This is a genomic window from Komagataeibacter europaeus (genome assembly GCF_002173515.1).
Classification (GTDB): domain Bacteria; phylum Pseudomonadota; class Alphaproteobacteria; order Acetobacterales; family Acetobacteraceae; genus Komagataeibacter; species Komagataeibacter europaeus.
Genome location: NZ_CP021467.1, coordinates 122,527 through 139,827, shown reverse-complemented (window position 1 = coordinate 139,827; position 17,301 = coordinate 122,527). Strand labels below are relative to the sequence as shown.

Annotated in this window: 15 protein-coding genes and 4 pseudogenes; 9 read left to right on the top strand and 10 right to left on the bottom strand. The window is 57.0% G+C overall.

The features are described from left to right. Positions 1-87: 87 nt before the first annotated feature. The 4 genes and pseudogenes from S101446_RS00710 to S101446_RS00685 all read right to left on the bottom strand — a co-directional run. Positions 88-351 (bottom strand): annotated as a pseudogene (locus S101446_RS00710) (transposase); the annotation flags it as partial. A gap of 57 nt (positions 352-408) precedes the next feature. Then, positions 409-1,595 (bottom strand): IS3 family transposase gene (locus tag S101446_RS00705; RefSeq protein WP_118963845.1). Its coding sequence is split into 2 segments (ribosomal slippage): positions 409-1,337 and positions 1,337-1,595, totalling 1,188 coding nucleotides; the frame shifts between segments, so codons are not numbered across the junction. Between the two features lie 67 nt (positions 1,596-1,662). Beyond that, positions 1,663-2,762 (bottom strand): annotated as a pseudogene (locus tag S101446_RS17535) (IS3 family transposase); the annotation flags it as partial. 69 nt (positions 2,763-2,831) lie between these two features. Then, positions 2,832-3,325, bottom strand: a pseudogene (locus S101446_RS00685) (IS5 family transposase); the annotation flags it as partial. A gap of 193 nt (positions 3,326-3,518) precedes the next feature. Between S101446_RS00685 and S101446_RS00680 the strand changes: the two are divergent. Beyond that, positions 3,519-3,779, top strand: a complete 261-nt coding sequence (locus S101446_RS00680) for a hypothetical protein (protein ID WP_087607259.1) — start codon at positions 3,519-3,521, stop codon at positions 3,777-3,779. Positions 3,780-4,003: 224 nt separating this feature from the next. Then, complete coding sequence (locus tag S101446_RS17530; RefSeq protein WP_208620534.1) at positions 4,004-4,609, top strand: hypothetical protein; 606 nt, start codon at positions 4,004-4,006, stop codon at positions 4,607-4,609. A 12-nt stretch (positions 4,610-4,621) separates the two neighbouring features. On the opposite strand, the pseudogene S101446_RS00670 reads toward S101446_RS17530, so the two are convergent. The 4 genes and pseudogenes from S101446_RS00670 to S101446_RS00655 all read right to left on the bottom strand — a co-directional run bounded on the left by S101446_RS00670 (position 4,622) and on the right by S101446_RS00655 (position 7,804). Then, positions 4,622-5,540, bottom strand: a pseudogene (locus tag S101446_RS00670) (IS630 family transposase). Between the two features lie 134 nt (positions 5,541-5,674). Further along, positions 5,675-5,908, bottom strand: a complete 234-nt coding sequence (locus S101446_RS18715; RefSeq protein ID WP_087607257.1) for a transposase — start codon at positions 5,906-5,908, stop codon at positions 5,675-5,677. 244 nt (positions 5,909-6,152) lie between these two features. Next, positions 6,153-7,070 carry a DUF3883 domain-containing protein gene (locus S101446_RS00660; protein WP_087607256.1) on the bottom strand — a complete coding sequence of 306 codons (918 nt, stop codon included), beginning with the start codon at positions 7,068-7,070 and terminating at the stop codon, positions 6,153-6,155. A 281-nt stretch (positions 7,071-7,351) separates the two neighbouring features. Continuing rightward, positions 7,352-7,804 carry a MarR family winged helix-turn-helix transcriptional regulator gene (locus tag S101446_RS00655; RefSeq protein ID WP_087607255.1) on the bottom strand — a complete coding sequence of 151 codons (453 nt, stop codon included), beginning with the start codon at positions 7,802-7,804 and terminating at the stop codon, positions 7,352-7,354. Positions 7,805-7,871: 67 nt separating this feature from the next. On the opposite strand from S101446_RS00655, the gene S101446_RS00650 reads away from it, so the two are divergent. Next, positions 7,872-9,386 carry an FAD-dependent oxidoreductase gene (locus S101446_RS00650; protein WP_208620533.1) on the top strand — a complete coding sequence of 505 codons (1,515 nt, stop codon included), beginning with the start codon at positions 7,872-7,874 and terminating at the stop codon, positions 9,384-9,386. A gap of 192 nt (positions 9,387-9,578) precedes the next feature. Here the strand turns inward: S101446_RS00650 and S101446_RS00645 are convergent, their stop codons facing one another. Continuing rightward, complete coding sequence (locus tag S101446_RS00645) at positions 9,579-10,160, bottom strand: TetR/AcrR family transcriptional regulator (protein WP_087608788.1); 582 nt, start codon at positions 10,158-10,160, stop codon at positions 9,579-9,581. A 151-nt stretch (positions 10,161-10,311) separates the two neighbouring features. Here S101446_RS00645 and S101446_RS00640 point away from each other — a divergent pair, with 151 nt between their 5' ends. Together S101446_RS00640 and S101446_RS00635 are read left to right on the top strand one after the other, a co-directional pair. Beyond that, positions 10,312-12,444, top strand: coding sequence for a xanthine dehydrogenase family protein molybdopterin-binding subunit (locus tag S101446_RS00640; RefSeq protein WP_087607253.1), 2,133 nt, complete (start codon positions 10,312-10,314; stop codon positions 12,442-12,444). Then, positions 12,441-13,748, top strand: coding sequence for an FAD binding domain-containing protein (locus tag S101446_RS00635; protein ID WP_087607252.1), 1,308 nt, complete (start codon positions 12,441-12,443; stop codon positions 13,746-13,748). The genes S101446_RS00640 and S101446_RS00635 overlap by 4 nt, the downstream gene beginning before the upstream one ends. Here S101446_RS00635 and S101446_RS00630 read toward each other — a convergent pair. Next, positions 13,717-14,280 carry a TetR/AcrR family transcriptional regulator gene (locus S101446_RS00630; RefSeq protein WP_087607251.1) on the bottom strand — a complete coding sequence of 188 codons (564 nt, stop codon included), beginning with the start codon at positions 14,278-14,280 and terminating at the stop codon, positions 13,717-13,719. The genes S101446_RS00635 and S101446_RS00630 overlap by 32 nt on opposite strands. A gap of 68 nt (positions 14,281-14,348) precedes the next feature. Between S101446_RS00630 and S101446_RS00625 the strand changes: the two genes are divergently transcribed. The 4 genes from S101446_RS00625 (at position 14,349) to S101446_RS00610 (ending at position 17,086) form a co-directional block, all read left to right on the top strand. Further along, on the top strand, positions 14,349-15,056 hold the full coding sequence (locus S101446_RS00625; protein WP_208620532.1) for a DUF1349 domain-containing protein: 708 nt from the start codon (positions 14,349-14,351) through the stop codon (positions 15,054-15,056). Beyond that, a complete protein-coding gene (locus S101446_RS00620; protein WP_087607250.1) occupies positions 15,053-15,589 on the top strand; it encodes a sugar O-acetyltransferase in 537 nt (178 codons plus the stop codon). Before S101446_RS00625 ends, S101446_RS00620 begins: the two co-directional genes overlap by 4 nt. 27 nt (positions 15,590-15,616) lie before the next feature. Continuing rightward, on the top strand, positions 15,617-16,459 hold the full coding sequence (locus S101446_RS00615; RefSeq protein ID WP_087607249.1) for a PhzF family phenazine biosynthesis protein: 843 nt from the start codon (positions 15,617-15,619) through the stop codon (positions 16,457-16,459). A 243-nt stretch (positions 16,460-16,702) separates the two neighbouring features. Next, positions 16,703-17,086 carry a DUF2513 domain-containing protein gene (locus tag S101446_RS00610; RefSeq protein WP_087607248.1) on the top strand — a complete coding sequence of 128 codons (384 nt, stop codon included), beginning with the start codon at positions 16,703-16,705 and terminating at the stop codon, positions 17,084-17,086. Positions 17,087-17,301 lie beyond the last annotated feature (215 nt).

Genomic DNA, 17,301 nt, shown 5'->3' with positions numbered 1-17,301 from the left:
TGAACGGACGTAACGCCATTAAGGTTTTAAGCCTGATTAATGAACTCCAAACCAAAGACTTGGAAGTTAAAATACTACGGCGTGTCGTCAGTTAAGCAGGATGATGATTGAGGCGAATTGAACGGCTGCGAGAAAGGTCGATTTTAGTTTGTCATAGCGGGTTGCGATAGCGCGGAACTGTTTGAGTTTATTGAAGAAGCTCTCGATAAGGTTTCGCTCCCTATAAAGAGCGAAGTCTGTTTCTCGTTGTGTCGTTCTGTTGCGTTTTGGCGGGATGACCACGGTCATCCCGCGCTCTGTCAGTCGGTCGATCAACCTGTCTGCGTCATAGGCCCTGTCGGCTAGGAATGAGGTGGTCCCGTCCGTTCGGACAGTTTTGCGGGCTTGATAAGCTATACCCGGTTGTTGTTATGCCGCCCTTCTGACGGCGTTGCTGTTGGCCATCTGGTCCGGGGTTAACCCCGGACCAGATGGCGTCGGCACGTCATGATACGCCTCATCGGGCGTTCGTCCAGCCAGCGCCGTATGCGGACGCCTTTCGTTATAATGGGCGATCCATCTGCCAAGCCCGGCCCTCAGCTCTGATCCGGTCTCGAACGCGTACAGGTAGACGCATTCGTATTTCAGCGACCGCCACAGACGCTCGATGAACACGTTGTCCAGCCAGCGACCGCGCCCATCCATGCTGATGCGGATCTGACGCTCTTCCAGTATCCCGCTGAAACGGGGTGTCGTAAATTGCGACCCCTGGTCAGTATTGAAAATGTCCGGGGCGCCATAGCGCATGAGGGCATCCTGTAGCGCCTCGATACAGAACTCCACGTCCATCGTGTTCGACAGACGCCAGGACAGGACCTTGCGCGTGAACCAGTCCATGATCGCCACGAGATAGAGAAATCCCCGTTTCATGGGAATATATGTGATATCGGAACACCAGACCTGGTCAGGCCGATTGATGACCAGATCCCGTAGCAGATATGGATATTTCCGATGCTCCGGATGGGGCACGGTCGTGCGCGGCTTCTGGTAGATCGCCCGCAGGCCCATGATCGCCATGAGCCGCCGGACCCGCTTGCGGCCCACTTCATGTCCCTGGCGGCGCAGATGCCATGTCATCTGCCGTGAGCCATAATACGGCGTTTCCAGGAACTGGGCGTCGATCAGCCGCATCAGCTCCAGATTGGCTTCGCTCTGTGGCACAGGCCGATAGTAGACGCCCGACCGGTTGAGTTGCAGCAGCGTGCATTGCCGGATTATCGGCAGGCATGCTCTCTTCGGGTCAATCATCTGCCGCCTCTGATCACGCCCAACCGAGCAGAGGCATCGCGTAAAAAATCCCGTTCCACGAGAAGTTCGCCTATCTTCGCGTGCAGTTTCTCCACGTCAGCTGGGCTGACCGGGGGCTCAGCCACCGTCTTCCCGGAAAAGGTCGCCGCCATCCCCTCGATCGCCTGCCGTTTCCACTGGGCGATCATCGTCTGATGTACCCCATGTTTCGAAGCCAGTTCCGCCAGCGTCAGTTCCCCACGGATCGCCTCCAGCGCAACCCGTGACTTGAACTCTGCCGCATACCTCTTCCGCGTAACCTTGCCCATAAAACCCGTCCTCGTTCAGGCCAGATGATAGCTTATCGCCCTGTCCGAAAAATGGGGACCACCTCTCCTCATCGGGCGTTCGTCCAGCCAGTGCCGTATGCGGACGCCTTTCGTTATAATGGGCGATCCATCTGCCAAGCCCGGCCCTCAGCTCTGATCCGGTCTCGAACGCGTACAGGTAGACGCATTCGTATTTCAGCGACCGCCACAGACGCTCGATGAACACGTTGTCCAGCCAGCGACCGCGCCCATCCATGCTGATGCGGATCTGACGCTCTTCCAGTATCCCGCTGAAACGGGGTGTCGTAAATTGCGACCCCTGGTCAGTATTGAAAATGTCCGGGGCGCCATAGCGCATGAGGGCATCCTGTAGCGCCTCGATACAGAACTCCACGTCCATCGTGTTCGACAGACGCCAGGACAGGACCTTGCGCGTGAACCAGTCCATGATCGCCACGAGATAGAGAAATCCCCGTTTCATGGGAATATATGTGATATCGGAACACCAGACCTGGTCAGGCCGATTGATGACCAGATCCCGTAGCAGATATGGATATTTCCGATGCTCCGGATGGGGCACGGTCGTGCGCGGCTTCTGGTAGATCGCCCGCAGGCCCATGATCGCCATGAGCCGCCGGACCCGCTTGCGGCCCACTTCATGTCCCTGGCGGCGCAGATGCCATGTCATCTGCCGTGAGCCATAATACGGCGTTTCCAGGAACTGGGCGTCGATCAGCCGCATCAGCTCCAGATTGGCTTCGCTCTGTGGCACAGGCCGATAGTAGACGCCCGACCGGTTGAGTTGCAGCAGCGTGCATTGCCGGATTATCGGCAGGCATGCTCTTTTCGGGTCAATCATCTGCCGCCTCTGATCACGCCCAACCGAGCAGAGGCATCCCGCAAAAAATCCCGTTCCACCAGCAACTGGCCGATCTTGGCGTGCAGTTTCTCTACATCAGCAGGGCTGACTGAAGGTTCCGTTACTGACTTACCAGAAAAAAGGCTTGCCATGCCTTCGATCGCCTGGCGCTTCCATTGGGCGATCATCGTCTGATGCACGCCATGTTTCGAAGCCAGTTCCGCCAGCGTCAGTTCCCCACGGATCGCCTCCAGCGCAACCCGTGACTTGAACTCTGCCGCATACCGTTTCCGCGTAACCTTGCCCATAAAACCCGTCCTCGTTCAGGCCAGATGATAGCTTATCGCCCTGTCCGAAAAATGGGGACCACCTCTGAAGGCGTTCGGATCGATGTTTTCGAGCGTCGGTTCCGCCTGGCTGATATCCGCATCCTGTCCCGGTGTGAGGGCGAGTTTCACCGGGTTCCCGAGGACGTCACAGATGGCGTGGATCTTTGTCGTCAACTCGCCTCGTGATCGTCCGATTGCCTGATCCGTGCCCCTTTTTTGAGAGTTCCGGCACTATGCTGATGCGCCCGGACAATCGTGCTGTCGATCATCATGTATTCATTATCGTGATCTGCCGCCAGATGACGAAAAATCTTTTCGATCACACCACTTTCACACCAGCGGCGCAGACGTCTGTGCCCGTTTTTCCAGTCCTCAAAACGGGCAGGAAGATCACGCCACGGGATGCCGGCGCGGTAGCGATACAGCACGGCTTCCGCGAACAAGCTGTTGTCCGCAGCCGTGCCGCCGACATGACCTTCCCGACCGGGGAGAAGATCTTTTATTCGCTCCCACTGGTCATCACGCAAACCGTAGCGACGCATCCGTCTGTCTCACCAAAAACCAGGAAAACAGTCAGCACAGGACGCCGGAAATTACAACACTCAGGGGATAACTGACGACACGCCGTAGGAAGCGCTTTCGCGCCTGAGAACGATTTTTTATTTTAGCAACCTGGTAATCTCGGATATACACTCTGTAAGCGCTATTCAGTTGACTGGCGGACAAGGAATATAAATGTCGACAAGCTTAAATCTGGTGATTTATCAGCGTAATAATGATGATCTGGTCGAGGAGGAAATGCGCACTGTCAGGTGTGAGGAAATTCCCCTATCAATGCTGGATGCTATTAGGGAAAAATTTCCCTCTCAGAAATGCAAGGTTTATTACGATGACACCAAAGAAGATTTTTTTGAAATAGACTTCTTTGCGAGGGATGATATTCCTAAAATTATCAACTATCTCCGAAATCTTTTTGATATTTTAATCGAGTATTAGTATCTATTGCGAAATCCAGGAGCGCATGAGCCATCTCCTAGGCTGAAAACTTCCGATCTTGCTGTATTTACTGGCTCTTCTAATCAGAACGGTTTAGATCAGACGTCGGTAGCCATTGTACGGTTTCGAGTTTTGATCAGCCTCATTGATATTTTTAGTGAAATGCAGACAAATTACATCAACGAGCCTAATGCAGTTCTGAAAGTAGGGTGATAGAAATGTGTTTGGCTAAAATTGGTGAGGCTTCAGAGAATGCTGCGGTCGAGAATACCTCAGTTAACGGCCCTACCTCGAATACAACGACTGCCGACATTGCGAGAAAAGCAGAACACAGATGTCTTTCCGCGCTATCTACGCGTGCTGAACACACCGCAACTTTAGAAGTTACAAGACCGTCAATCACCAATTGTCCAGACGGCGGGCATGACATTGACGTAAGAGGACGTGTTGATGAAGTAAAAGAACTTCTCGCCACAATGACCACAACCAAACCAGAAAACCTAGGGTTTCTGGATAATGCCGCTGAGGACGGAATACTTCAAGTTAGAATTGATGTGAAAAGTGGAAAAACAGTTTCTGCTGACATGATTGACAATCATGCGGCCCACTTAAGTAGAAGCCCAACGTTCCAAGCCAATATCTTGCTTTTAACTCACCCAGAGGTAAGAATAACCAAAGAGGCCGGAAAGAGACTTAGCCAACAGAGGAATAACTTTAAAGAAATAGGGGTTTTGATTGATGTGGCTCAGCCGGAAGGTTTGGAAAGGATCGAAGCTGAAAATAAGGCTCGCGCACTAAGTGCGGATGACGACGCGAGCGGGCAGAGCTAGAGCATAATCCGATCAGTCTGGTTCATATCCTGCGGCGGAGAAGCACGCGGTGGCCTGCTTTGGGCCGACGTCATCAATGGCGGCGCATACGGCATCCTGCAGGGTCTCGACGGTGCGCGGGACAGCCCGCCTGATCCATGCTTTCATCTTGGAGAAGATGTTCTCGATCAGATTGAAGTCCGGGCTGTAAGGCGACAGGAACAGCAGGCGAGCCTCGACCGCGTCCCGGGCCGCGGCACCTTTGTGGGCGGGGTGGTTGTTGAGGATCACGATGTCTCCTGCCGACAGACTTGGAGCCAGTATCTGCCGGGCATAGGCCGCGAACCACTCCCCTGTCATTGGCCCGTCCAGCGTCATTGGTGCCGTCATGGCCGACAAACGCAGCCCGCCAATGAAGGTCGTTGTGTTCCAATGCCCGTGCGGCACCAGCATCCGGCAGCGCGTGTCCGCTTTGAGCGTCCACGCAGACGGGCCATCTTTGTGGAAACGGCAGTCTCGTCGATGAAGACTAGGCGCTCGGGATCGAGATCAGGCTGGTTCTCGAACCATGCCTCGCGCCTTGCCGCGACATCGGGCCGTGTCTGCTCGCTGGCGTGCGCTTTTTTTTGATGGTCATGCCGTGGCGGTCGAGGCAACGCCAGATCGTGCTCGGCGCGAAGCGCACGCCGTGCGTCGTCGCCAGCCTGTCCGCCAGTTCTACGAGCGAAATATTGCCCTGAGCCTTGATCTCGGCCAGCAGGAAGTCCGACCAGGCCTCGATCCGATGCGAACGAGGATCGCCGCCCTGCGTCAGCGCATGGTCGTGGCCGCTGGCGCGCCATTCCGCCACCCGCCGGATCACGCTCGACGAAGAAACACCAAAACGAGCCGCCGCCGCACGGCGGCAAGTGTGCGTTGGCGAAGGTCGGTCGACAGGGCTCGGGTCATGCACGCCAGCCTCCCGCCCGGCAGGAAGCATGAATCAGATTTCCAGCACGACGGGAATCCTAAAACAACTCCGTCAGGGCGGATTAGGCTCTAAACTGGGTTGCGAGAGATCGCGTTTCCCATGTCCGCTATGCAGAATCAGCATCCGGCGATTTTATGTCCGAGATGAGGGCGAAACCGGACATAAACCAAGCTCCGTTTTCCATAGTGCTCATGCATGTCATGCCATGGACAACCAACGTGCAAGACATGCAGCATACCACTGAGAAACCGGCGATTATCTCGCACTGGAGGCGCCCAACGCCCACGTCCAGAAGGAAGGAGCGAACCAATTATCGTCCATTCCTGATCCCTCAGTTCGCTTCGGGCCATACCCACTACGCTGCCATCACTGCGACAAGCAGTGAGTCATACTTTGCCCCAGACCGGTAGATCTTTTGTCAACAGAAGCTAATAACGCAAGTATGTGACGCAACAGCATCACGCAACCTACATGCAGACTAAAATCAATGAATTTTCTTTTCTGATATTATAGCGGATATAGATTCATTTATAATTATATTTATAGATTCCCTCCCTAATTCATCAACCCAAATATTTTTTTCAGTATCATATTTTAGAATAACGCCTCGCGGTTTTTTCCCAAAGCATTACAAACAACCGCAATTCTGTAATTCTGATTTTGTCCGGCTTGATGTGACAAGAATTTTCTATATTCGTTTGGAGTAAGACCAAACATCATATTTTCTGATGAAATTCCCTTAACCTCAATTTTATATATGATATTTCCTTTGTCATATATTTCTAAATCCCATCCACAATTTTCGTCTTCTACACTTTTAACAACAAAATCAGAAAAATAATTCTTCACAAAATTTATAGAAATTCTTTCAACTTCTGCGTTTCTATTGGGATCTCTATTCCCTCTCCCCCATCCTTTTTTATTTTCCTGCGCTGAATAAGGTGAGTAAAGCATTAAGTTTTGTAGTTTCTGTATAAAGCTATTAACTTCTTGATTTTTGCTTTCTAACGGATACCACCAATTTTTTTGCCCTATCCAACCAGGTCCATCACTGAGTTTTAGAGTTCTCGCTTCTAACGGAAGAAGAGTTTCATTACCTAATTTAGTACGTATTATAAACGTATCAACTCTATCGGCTTTATGTTGAGCAGATGGGAAATCTTTAAATTTTTGACGTGAACGATAAACATCAGCATTTCGATACCAACCAATAACACGTCGTCCTCTCTCTTGCGGATGTGTCGCCGTCCAAACAACATCTATCCCTTGCACAACATCCGCTCCACGAGTCCCTCCTATTCTTTCAAGCGCTATACGTGTGTCTGTTTCGCCGCGAATAGTCTCAACATGCCCGTAAATATATCCGTCCTCGCACGGCAGAAAATTACAGCATTCATGACCATGCCCACATGTATCTACATGCGCGCCACCACCTACAATATTGTCAGGCCTTTTATCTAACCCTTTATAGGCTGACATCCAGCCAATATTAGCGACAAGAATTTTTTTCATTACGCAACCCACTTTTATAAATTCAGCAATTCAAGATACTCAACATTACTTGCAAGATATAGGATCTTGTATGTCTCTCCCAGTGCACTTTACTAAATTAAAGCTATTTTCAAAGGGCTTGCCGGCAAAGCGGACTGTCCGCTTTCCGGAAACTCAAACGGCCCCACTTACGACCGACGTGAGGGCGTTTGTCGCCTGTCTGCTCCATTCTTGAAGACGACATACGGCTTTACGAGGGAAGCAACCGGTTTGATTCTGGTGACAGATTTTCATTGGTTTTATCATCGCATCAGATCGTCAGCGAAGCGCCGCAAAAGCGTCTGTAACTGATCGAGGTCGGCATCCGTCCAGTCGACGAGAATGCGGTTCGCCAGCCTCTGGCGGGCCGCATTCAGCAGGTCGACCATTTCCTGTCCCTTTTCAGTCACTGTCGCTTCGCGAATACGCCTGTCCGTTGCAGACGGGTGGCGCTCGATAAGGCCCAGCTCTTCCAGCCTGGTCATCTGTCGGCTGATCGTCGTGTGATCACGCCCTGTACGGTCCGCGAGTTCGACAACACCGACAGGACCGTAACGCCATACGCGCGCCAGAAGCGGAAACAGGGCGCGATCCAGTGGAATGCCCGCTTCTTCGATCAGTCGATCATCCCGACGCGGCCGGTTGATTTCATCGACCAGATCGATGATCGCGGCATGCAGTCCGCGCAGGATATCAGGATCATGTGTATTATTCACGCTTTTTGTTGCCCTGGACGCCGCTCTGAGATACGTGAATATTACACATTGATTCGCGGAGTTGCCAGTGTCCTTCGATACAGACGTCCTGATCTCGGGTGCGGGGGCCGCAGGCCTGACACTTGCGATCGACCTTGCCCGACGCGGGGTTTCGTTCCGACTGATCGAACAGAACACGCAGCCGTTCAGCGGATCGCGCGGGAAAGGCATCCAGCCCCGGACGATGGAGATCTTCGAGGATCTCGGCTTCGTCGACCGCGTGGCGGCCGCAGGCGGCCCCTACCCGCCGCTGTGCCAGTATCGTCCTGATGGAACCCACAACGTGTCGCTTCTGACGGAGGCGGAAGTCTTCCCCACTCCCGCCGAACCTTATGCCGCGCCGCTGATGCTGCCGCAGTTCGCAACCGAAGCCGTCATGCGGGAGCGGCTTGCCGAGCTTGGGCATCATCCTCGCTTCGGCACACGGCTGACCGGATTTGAACAGGACGCACATGGCGTAACGGCAAGGATGGGAGGAGAAACCGGCGAGCATATGATCCGCGCCCGGTTCCTCGTCGGAACCGACGGCGGCCGCAGCTTCGTGCGCCATGCCCTGGCTATTGATTTTCCGGGAGAAGCACTGGGCGTGCGTGCGATCGTTGCCGATGTACGGCTGGAGGGTCTTGATCGGTCCGTCTGGCATCGTTTCCAGCTCGGTTCACCGGCGACACAGGTGATGATCTGTCCACTGGCGGGAACCGATCTGTTCCAGGTTCAGGCGCCCGTGGCACTGGACGGGGAGATCGACCTGTCTTCGGCCGGACTGACCACGCTCATCAGGGCCCGGACCGGCAGAGGGGACATCGTCGTCCGTTCGGTGTCCTGGTCCTCGGTTTATACGATGAATGCGCGTCTGGCTGATCGCTACCGGGTCGGACGCATCTTCATTGCGGGGGATGCCGCCCATGTTCACCCGCCAACCGGTGGTCAGGGTCTCAATACCAGCGTTCAGGACACTTATAATCTCGGCTGGAAGCTGGCCTCCGCGCTCGCGGGTGCGCCGGAAGCGCTGCTTGATAGCTACGAGGCGGAGCGCCGACCTATCGCGTCGAACATGCTTCATCTCTCGACGCGGCTGCTTGGTGAAGCAAAGCAGGGCACCATGCGGCGCGATCGCGAAGCGCGTCAGCTTGACCTCGGCTATCGCGGCTCATCATTGAGCGCGCCCGGTTCGGTGGGCGGCAGGGTGCAGGCGGGCGATCGCGCACCCGATGCGCCCTGTCGCGGGCAGGCGGGGCAACGGACACGGCTGTTCATGATTTTTCAAGGGTCTCACTGGACCCTGCTCGGCTACCAGCCGCACGACCGGCCGTCGGCCATCGCGGGCGTCCGTATCGTCGCCGTTGGTGCGGAGCATGAACTCGTCGACGAAGATGGCAATATCGCCGAAGCTTACGGGATCGAACCCGGTCAGTGGGTGCTCGTACGTCCGGACGGTTACATCGCCGGGATCTTTCCCTCTGACGGACTGGAGCCGCAACTTTCGCGCTACCTCGCGCATGTGCTGCCGTCCGGCCCGACCGATACACTCGCAGGGTCATGATGGGGGAGAAGCGGACGGTCGGCTGTCAGATCGGAATAATAGAAAAGCACCCAATCAATACTGTGAAAACCTCTGACAGCCGGACACCTCAGTAACAACCGATCAGCCCCGATGAGGCTTGATCCCGACGATAGCTGCCTATCGCTCCACATTTCCGTCTGCACCCTCGCCGTTTACGGAATACGACAACATTCAGGAAACCTGATCCACGATTTTTTGGATCCATGTGCTTGTGATGGGCGCATACGGAATCAGCATCCGGTAATAAAATGCGCCATATAGCAGGTCGAGGGTAAGTTCGGCCTCTTCTGAAGAGATCCCGAACTGTTCGAGCGCCTCTTTTCCCGCTTGCCGCCTTGGGGCAATCCACCGATCCCAGAATGCCTGTTCGAGCACGGAGCAGGATTGAGCGGCGGCAATCATGTGCCGCAGGAGTTTCCGCCGTGGTGCGTCCAGCGCCGCACTGAGGTCTTCAAGCGCGAAAACCAGCGTCTGCCTGACGTCCTGCCCCGTTCTGTAGGCAATCTGTGGGGTCAGTTCCGACAGGAATGCGTCCATCACAACGGCAGCGGCACTGTTCCAGCGCCGGTAGAGCGTTGTTTTCGCCACCCCTGAATGACTTGCAATCGCCTCCATCGTTACCCGCTCCGGGCCCAGATCATAGGCGAGTTGCAGCGCTGCCCCCTGTGCGGCCTCGGTCGCCTGCTGACTGCGTTTGCGGCCGCTTCCTGTTGAGGAAGCTTTTGCAGCATGAGATGGGTCGGGACTGTTCAAGATCGTTCTCCAGCACACTGCGGGAAAACTGCCACCGTCCGATGTTTTTCGCAACGATCCGTATCGTTTATTGACTACGATACGGAGCGTATCATAAGTGTTGGTCCTATCCTGATAACGGTCAGGACAGGACAGACACCGGAGCAAACCTGTGATTGGACAATCCATCCAGAAATGGGACGCCCTCGACAAAGCCAGAGGGGCTTTCCCCTACCCTTCTGACCTGTATCGCGACCACTGTGTTCATCTCAGGGTCCTGCGCGCCGGACGTGCCCATGCCCGGATCGTGTCAATCAATACGGATGCGGCACGGCAGGCCCCTGGGGTCGTGCGGATTCTGACCCATGCCGATATTCCGGGCCTCAACAGTTTCGGTCTGATCGCGCCCGATCAACCTGTCCTGTGTCATGACCGGGTGCGCTTTTGTGGTGATGCCGTAGCCCTTGTAGTGGCCGAGAGCGAGCAGGAGGCGCGTCATGCCTGCAAGCTGATCCACGTCGAATATGAAGACCTGGCCGCCCTGCTGGATGCGCGGCAGGCACTCGCCCCCGATGCGCCGCAGATCGGGCCAAACGGCAATCTGTGCCATGAGGTCGATCTGGGTTTTGGCGACGTAGATGCCGCGCTGGAAGCGTCAGACCACATCGTGCGCCTGACCTACAGTACGGGGCGGCAGGAACATGCTTTTCTGGAGCCCGAAGCGGGCATCGCCTGGCGTGATGAGAAGCAGCGGATCGCCATAACCTGTGGCGGACAGAACCCCTTTGCGGACCAGAAGCAGATTGCCGCCATCCTTGGTGTTCCACTGGCGCAGGTCCATGTGTCGCATCCACCCATGGGGGGCGCTTTTGGCGGCAAGGAAGACCTGAATGTTCAGGCCCATCTGGCACTGGCGGTACATGCTACGGGTCGCCCTGCCCGCTATGTCTATGAGCGTGAAGAAAGTATTGGCTGTTCCGTCAAGCGGCACCGCTTTGAGGTCGATGTCGCGGTGGGCTGTGATGCCACGGGCAGGCTGACGGGCTTTAAGGCCAGCCTTCTGGCCGATACCGGGGCCTATATGACGTTGGGGCCGGCCGTCCTTGTTCTTGCAGCCGAACATGCCTCCGGCCCCTACCGTTTTCAGGCCAGCCGGATTGAGGGCAAGGCCGTCCATACCAATACCGGCAATGCCTCGGCCTTTCGCGGGTTTGGCAATCCCCAGGTCATTTTAGGCATTGAGCAGGCGATGGACGCGCTGGCGGCGAAATGCGGCATGAACCCGGTGGACTTCAGGGTGCACAACCTGCTTCGCGGCGGTGACCGGGCCGGGGCCGGGCATATCGTACGCAATGATGTTACGCTGCCACGCCTGATTGCAGCAGCCCGCAACGGGCCATTACTCCGTGCGTCTGAGGCGGAGCCCCTGCGGCCAGATGAGGATGGGAAGCTGCGCGCGACCGGCTTTGCCTTTGTCTGGCAGGGGTTCGGGCTGGGGGCCGGGGCCGAACCCGGTTCCAGCGTCACCCTGCGCCGCGACGCAGACGGGCAGTTCTGGCTGGACTGTTCGAGTGCAGACCTTGGCGAGGGCAATCTGTCCGCATTCCAGCAGATTGCCGCGTCAATGCTGGGTTGCGCGGCGCATGACATCGGGCTTGATATCGGCACCACGGATAATACGAATTCATGGTCCACGAACGCCTCCCGCTCCGTGGTCGTGACGGGCAATGCCGTGGCGAAGGCGGCCCGTCAGCTGGCAGTGCGGATTGATGCGGGTGAAAACGGGGCGTTGGAAGAAACCGCGCATTTTGCCCCCGTTTTCCCCGAAAAACTGACATTGGGCGCGCCGCACGTGGGGTATTCCTACGGCATACAGGCCGTGCGCATTGCGCTGGACGTGGCCACCGCCACCGTTACGGTAGAAGAAGTCGAGACATGGCTCGATGCCGGAACGGTCATCAATCCTGATGGGGTGACTGGGCAGATCGAAGGCGGTCTGGCGCAGGGGCTGGGCTTTGCGCTGAGCGAGGATCTTGTGCAGCACGAGGGGCGCGTCCTGAACAACCGCTTCTCATCCTACATCCTTCCCACCATCCGCGATGTGCCGGTGGAGGTCCGTGTTCACCTGATAAATCACCCTGATGCATCAAACCCGCTGGGTGCGCGCGGCATTGCCGAAGTCGGGCTGACACCTGCTGCGGCGGCCATCGCCAATGCCCTTGCGCGCTGCCTTGGCCATCGCTTCGACCAGTTCCCGATCAGGCCGGAGGCGATTCTGCCTGTCATGGAAAGGGCTCTGTCATGATCACATTCCAGCTCAATGGCGCACCGGTCCAGATCGCGCATGAGGGCAAGACCCTGTTGCAGGTGCTGCGCGATGATCTGCACCTCAGCGGCGCCAAGCTTGGCTGTGGTGAAGGCGAATGCGGGGCCTGCACGGTTATGGTGGACGGGCGGCCGGTCTGTTCCTGCCTTGTGGCAACCGAAACGCTGCAAGGCGCTACGGTGACAACCATTGAATCCCTGGCCCCGACGCCGGACGGATCAGAAATCTGTTCCGCCCTGGCACGCGCGGGCGGGGTGCAATGCGGTTTCTGCACGCCGGGCATTGTCATGGCATGGGCCGGGCGGCACCGTGATGACAGCCCCGATGATGCCCTTGAGGGCAATCTCTGCCGGTGCACGGGCTATGTGAAAATCCGCGCGGCGCTGGAGCAAGCAGCCTGCCTTCCGCCACGCAGGGGCACCATTTCCGGCAAGGCGGACCTGTCCTTGCAGAATGGGCTGGCCAGTCTGGCGCAGGATCCTGAACTGGTCCCGATCGCGGGGGGAACCGACCTTGTGGTGCGCGCGGGTCATGATCTCGGCGCCCTCCGGCTGTTTTCGCTTGAGCGGCTGGATGCGCCGGAACTGCATCAGGTTTTTGGGGAGGACGGCAATCTCGTCATCGGTGCCCTGATGCGCTGGCAGGATATCCTGCATGATCCTGTCATCGCCCGTTTTGTGCCCATTCTCAGGGATGTCGCGCATGGGGTTGGCAGCCCGCAGGTCAGGAATGCCGCGACCATTGGCGGCAATGTGGCCACCGCCTCCCCGGCAGGTGACAGCCTTCCGGCGCTGGTCGCCCTTCAGGCCCGTGTCCGGCTCATCCATCATGATGGGAGCCGCGAGATGCCGGTTGCCGCGTTCATCACGGGGGCCGGGCGCACGCAACGCAGGGCAGGAGAACTGATTGCCGGCTTTGTCATTCCCGCAAAATGTCTGGGCCAGCCACAGGCCTTCACCAAGGTCGGCCCACGCAGGGCGCAGGCGATCTCGAAACTGTCCCTCGCAACGGTCAGAGTGCCTGACGACCCGGCCGGAATCAGCTTTGCGTTCGGGGCTGTCGGTCCCGTTCCCATGACGTGCCCGAAAGCGCATGCTTCTCTCGCCTCAGGGGCGCGGGATAAAGCGCATCTCAACGCCGTGACTGCACTGGCCATGTCTGAAATTACGCCGATCGATGACATGCGCTCTACCGCTGCCTACCGCAGGCGCGTGGCTGGCAACCTTCTCATGCGGCATTGCCGGGTGCTTTTCAGCCCTGCGGCGGGCAGAGGCGACGGATGATGTCTTCTATCTGCCCACGGTCCAGTTTCGCATGATCCACCGAGCCGTGAATGCCCATGCCCTCGACCAGAGCATCAAGTGCGCGGCAGGTCAGCGGATCGAAGAAACGTCCCAGCGCCTCCCGGCTGGCCTGCATCCAGTCGCGCATGATGGCCGCAAGTTCGGGCTTACGGGCGGCAAAGGCGTATAGTTCATAACTCAGCAGCAGCGTGCGTGGCGTGGACCAGATGTTTCCGGCAATGATATCGACAAGCGCTCCTATCGCTTCCTCCCGGTTTCCGGCCTCGGCCAGCCGCCCGACAAAGGCTGCGGAACTGGCATGGGCCACCTGCGTGAAAGCCAGATGAAGCAGATCGTCCATACCATTGAAATGATACGTCATCGAGCCAAGCGGCACGCCCGCCGCCTTGGCCACGCGGCGGTGCGTCGTGCCCTGCACGCCATATTCCACGATCACATCCACGGCAGCATTGATGATGCGCTGCTTGCGGTCGGGGTCGGGGCGACGGATGGCTGAAGGGTTGCTTGACATGAGGAAACAGGTTTAGCCTTGCGCGATGTGTACGTTCGTACACAAGATGAATATCTCAACGACGCGGGATGGTAGCAGTGAGCGAGAATACCGAAAAGAACGCTTCCCCCGGCATGACACGGCGCACGGTCATCGCAGCAGGCGCAGTAGCTGGTGGCATGGCCCTTGGCGGCGGGGTGGCGCATGCCAGCGCGCGCGGCCCGTGGCGGGGCGGGGTCTGGCTCAACAAACCACATCAGAGCGCGATCAGGGCCGATGCGCTTGAGATGACAACGGACAAGGGCTCCGACTTCTGGCGCGAGACCTTTTATGGCTTCACACGTGATAGCGGTCATTTCTACGGCATGCATGCCCCTGCCCGCTTTACCGCGCAGCTGCGCATCCGCGCCGAGTATGAGAAGCTGTACGATCAGGCCGGTCTCATGGTGCGCATTGACGAGACGCGTTGGGTCAAGGCTGGCATAGAACTCTCGGATGGCCGCGCCATGCTCAGCAGCGTGCTGACCGATGGCCGCTCGGACTGGGCCACGGCCCCCTATGAGGGCGACGCGAAAGATTTCTGGATGCGTGCAAGCGTAGCTGATGGCGTGCTGCGGCTTCAGGTCTCGGGGGATGGCAAGACCTGGCCGCTTGTGCGCCTGGCCCCCTTTCCCGTGGCAGAGTCCTATCTGGTCGGGCCGATGTGCTGCACGCCGGAGCGCGAAGGGCTGAAGGTGCGTTTTTCTGACTGGAAACTGACCCCGCCGCTGGGCAAGGCGCTGCATGACCTGACATGATGCCCCACCGCAGCGAAAAACAGAAAATGCTGGCGGGCGAACTGTATGTGGCCAGCGACCCCGAATTGCAGCACGATATGGCGCAGTGTGCCCGGTGGCTTGCCCGGTACAACAACGCCAACGCTACCCTGCCTGAACGGCTGGGCGCGGTTGGAGAGAATACCTGCATCCGCCCACCCTTTCGTTGTGATTACGGCTATAATCTCTTTCTGGGGAACAACGTATTCTTCAATTTCAACTGCATCGTGCTTGATGTGGTTCCGATCAGGATTGGCGATGGCACGCAGATCGGTCCGGGCGTGCAGATCCTGGCAGCCGATCACCCGCGCGATCCGGCTTTGCGCCAGAAAATGCTGGAATTTGGCCGCCCTGTTACCATTGGCCGCAATGTCTGGATCGGTGGCGGCGCCATCATCCTGCCGGGGATCACGGTCGGGGATGATGCCATTATCGGGGCGGGCAGTGTCGTCACCCATGATGTGGCCGCTGGCGCAACCGTGGCCGGCAATCCGGGGCGGCCTCTGCATCTGTGATCATAACCTCGGCAAACAGATACACCCATGACTGAATTCCAGTTTCAACAGATCGATGTATTCTCCACTGAGCCGACCAGGGGCAATCCGGTGGCCGTGGTGATCGGAGCCGACGACCTGACCACGGAGCAGATGACCGCCTTTGCCAACTGGACCAACCTGAGTGAAACCACGTTCCTGCTCCGTCCAACAACGCCGGAAGCAGATTACAGGGTGCGTATCTTTACGCCCCGGACTGAACTGCCGTTTGCGGGCCACCCTACCCTGGGTAGCTGTCATGCCTGGCTGGCTGCGGGCGGCCAGCCGCGCGGGAATACGATCGTGCAGGAATGTGGTCTGGGTCTTGTGCCGGTGCGCGCGCATAATGGCTGCCTTGCTTTTGCAGCGCCCCCATTGCAGCGATCGGGGGCGGTGGAGCCCGGCCTGCTGCACCGGGTTGCGAATGGGCTGAAGATTCCTGCCTCATCCATCCGGGCCGCGGCATGGACTGATAACGGGCCGGGATGGCTGTCCGTCATGCTGGGGTCGCGCAGGGAGGTTCTGGCGCTTGAACCCGATTACGCGGCCCTGTCGGACCTGTGTATCGGCGTAACAGGACCTTGGGATCCCATCCATGATGGACAACAGGCGCAGTTCGAGGTGCGTGCCTTCGCCATGGCCTGCGGAGTCAATGAAGATCCCGTTACCGGTAGTCTGAACGCCGGGCTGGCGCAGTGGCTCATAGGCAGCGGGCTCGCGCCCGAGCATTACATTGCCAGCCAGGGCACCTGCCTTGGCCGGGCCGGACGCGTGCATGTCGATCTCGAAGATGGAAAAATCTGGGTTGGCGGGGTGACAATGACCCTGATTGCAGGTGTGCTGCGGTTATGATCCTTCCTGCGGGAATGCAACGGACCTTTCCAGAAGAGCGGGTCAACAGACAACGGCTTTCATCATTGAGCATGTTTTTACCAAGGCTGTCTGTGTGCTCCTGTATTATTGAGCAGAAAGGCTGTTTAGGGGGGATTACGGACCATCCGCTTCGGAGCGTGGATCAGATATTTTTAATTATTGTCTCACTACTAAAGGAATGTCAGGCTCATCAAATATGGAGCGTCAACGTAGGGGAAAGAAATGAGACGCGATATGGATTTGGTTCGCCAATTACTTCTGAAGCTGGAAAGCATTGAGAAGGGGCCTCACGATGTTCTCCTTATCGGTGGAAACTCTGAAGAGGTCGCCGTCGACGGTCGGACATCTGATGAGATTTACTTCCATCTCACCAAAATTGAAGAAGCTGGTTTTTTAGAGCGTGTTGGAGGCAGAGCGATGACGACAGTCACGTTCCGAGCCCTGTCGTGGAAAGGGCAAGAGTTTCTAGATACCATTCGGGACGATAGCATCTGGAAAAAAACAAAAGAGAAAGCCGGTAGCGCCTCCTTCGATATCCTCACCGCCGTTGCAAAGGCAGTTCTCAAAGACAGAATAAAGTCTCTTACAGGATTGGATATAGGCTGAAAGGTCATGCAACCGATAAGTAACTGTTTAGGGCGTGTCGGCTTTCGGGTAACTGTGACAACCGCTTCCATGTCTGGAGAGAGGCGATTACTGCCTGTCTGCTCCTGCGTCACTAAGCTGACAGGCAGATCAGGGGGGGTGAACGGAAGGTCCGATTACGGTAAATCTGAGGACGTAATCGGACGTTCCAAGTTGCCAAGGCTCTTAAAGGCATG

Excerpts from the sequence above, each read along its gene's own strand:
- S101446_RS00615 (WP_087607249.1), top strand. The coding sequence starts at position 15,617 with ATGACTGAATTCCAGTTTCAACAGATCGATGTATTCTCCACTGAGCCG.
- S101446_RS00635 (WP_087607252.1), top strand. The coding sequence starts at position 12,441 with ATGATCACATTCCAGCTCAATGGCGCACCGGTCCAGATCGCGCATGAG.
- S101446_RS00660 (WP_087607256.1), bottom strand. The coding sequence starts at position 7,070 with ATGAAAAAAATTCTTGTCGCTAATATTGGCTGGATGTCAGCCTATAAA.
- S101446_RS00610 (WP_087607248.1), top strand. The coding sequence starts at position 16,703 with ATGAGACGCGATATGGATTTGGTTCGCCAATTACTTCTGAAGCTGGAA.
- S101446_RS18715 (WP_087607257.1), bottom strand. The coding sequence starts at position 5,908 with ATGGCCCGAAGCGAACTGAGGGATCAGGAATGGACGATAATTGGTTCG.
- S101446_RS00630 (WP_087607251.1), bottom strand. The coding sequence starts at position 14,280 with ATGTCAAGCAACCCTTCAGCCATCCGTCGCCCCGACCCCGACCGCAAG.
- S101446_RS00620 (WP_087607250.1), top strand. The coding sequence starts at position 15,053 with ATGATGCCCCACCGCAGCGAAAAACAGAAAATGCTGGCGGGCGAACTG.
- S101446_RS00625 (WP_208620532.1), top strand. The coding sequence starts at position 14,349 with ATGGTAGCAGTGAGCGAGAATACCGAAAAGAACGCTTCCCCCGGCATG.
- S101446_RS00680 (WP_087607259.1), top strand. The coding sequence starts at position 3,519 with ATGTCGACAAGCTTAAATCTGGTGATTTATCAGCGTAATAATGATGAT.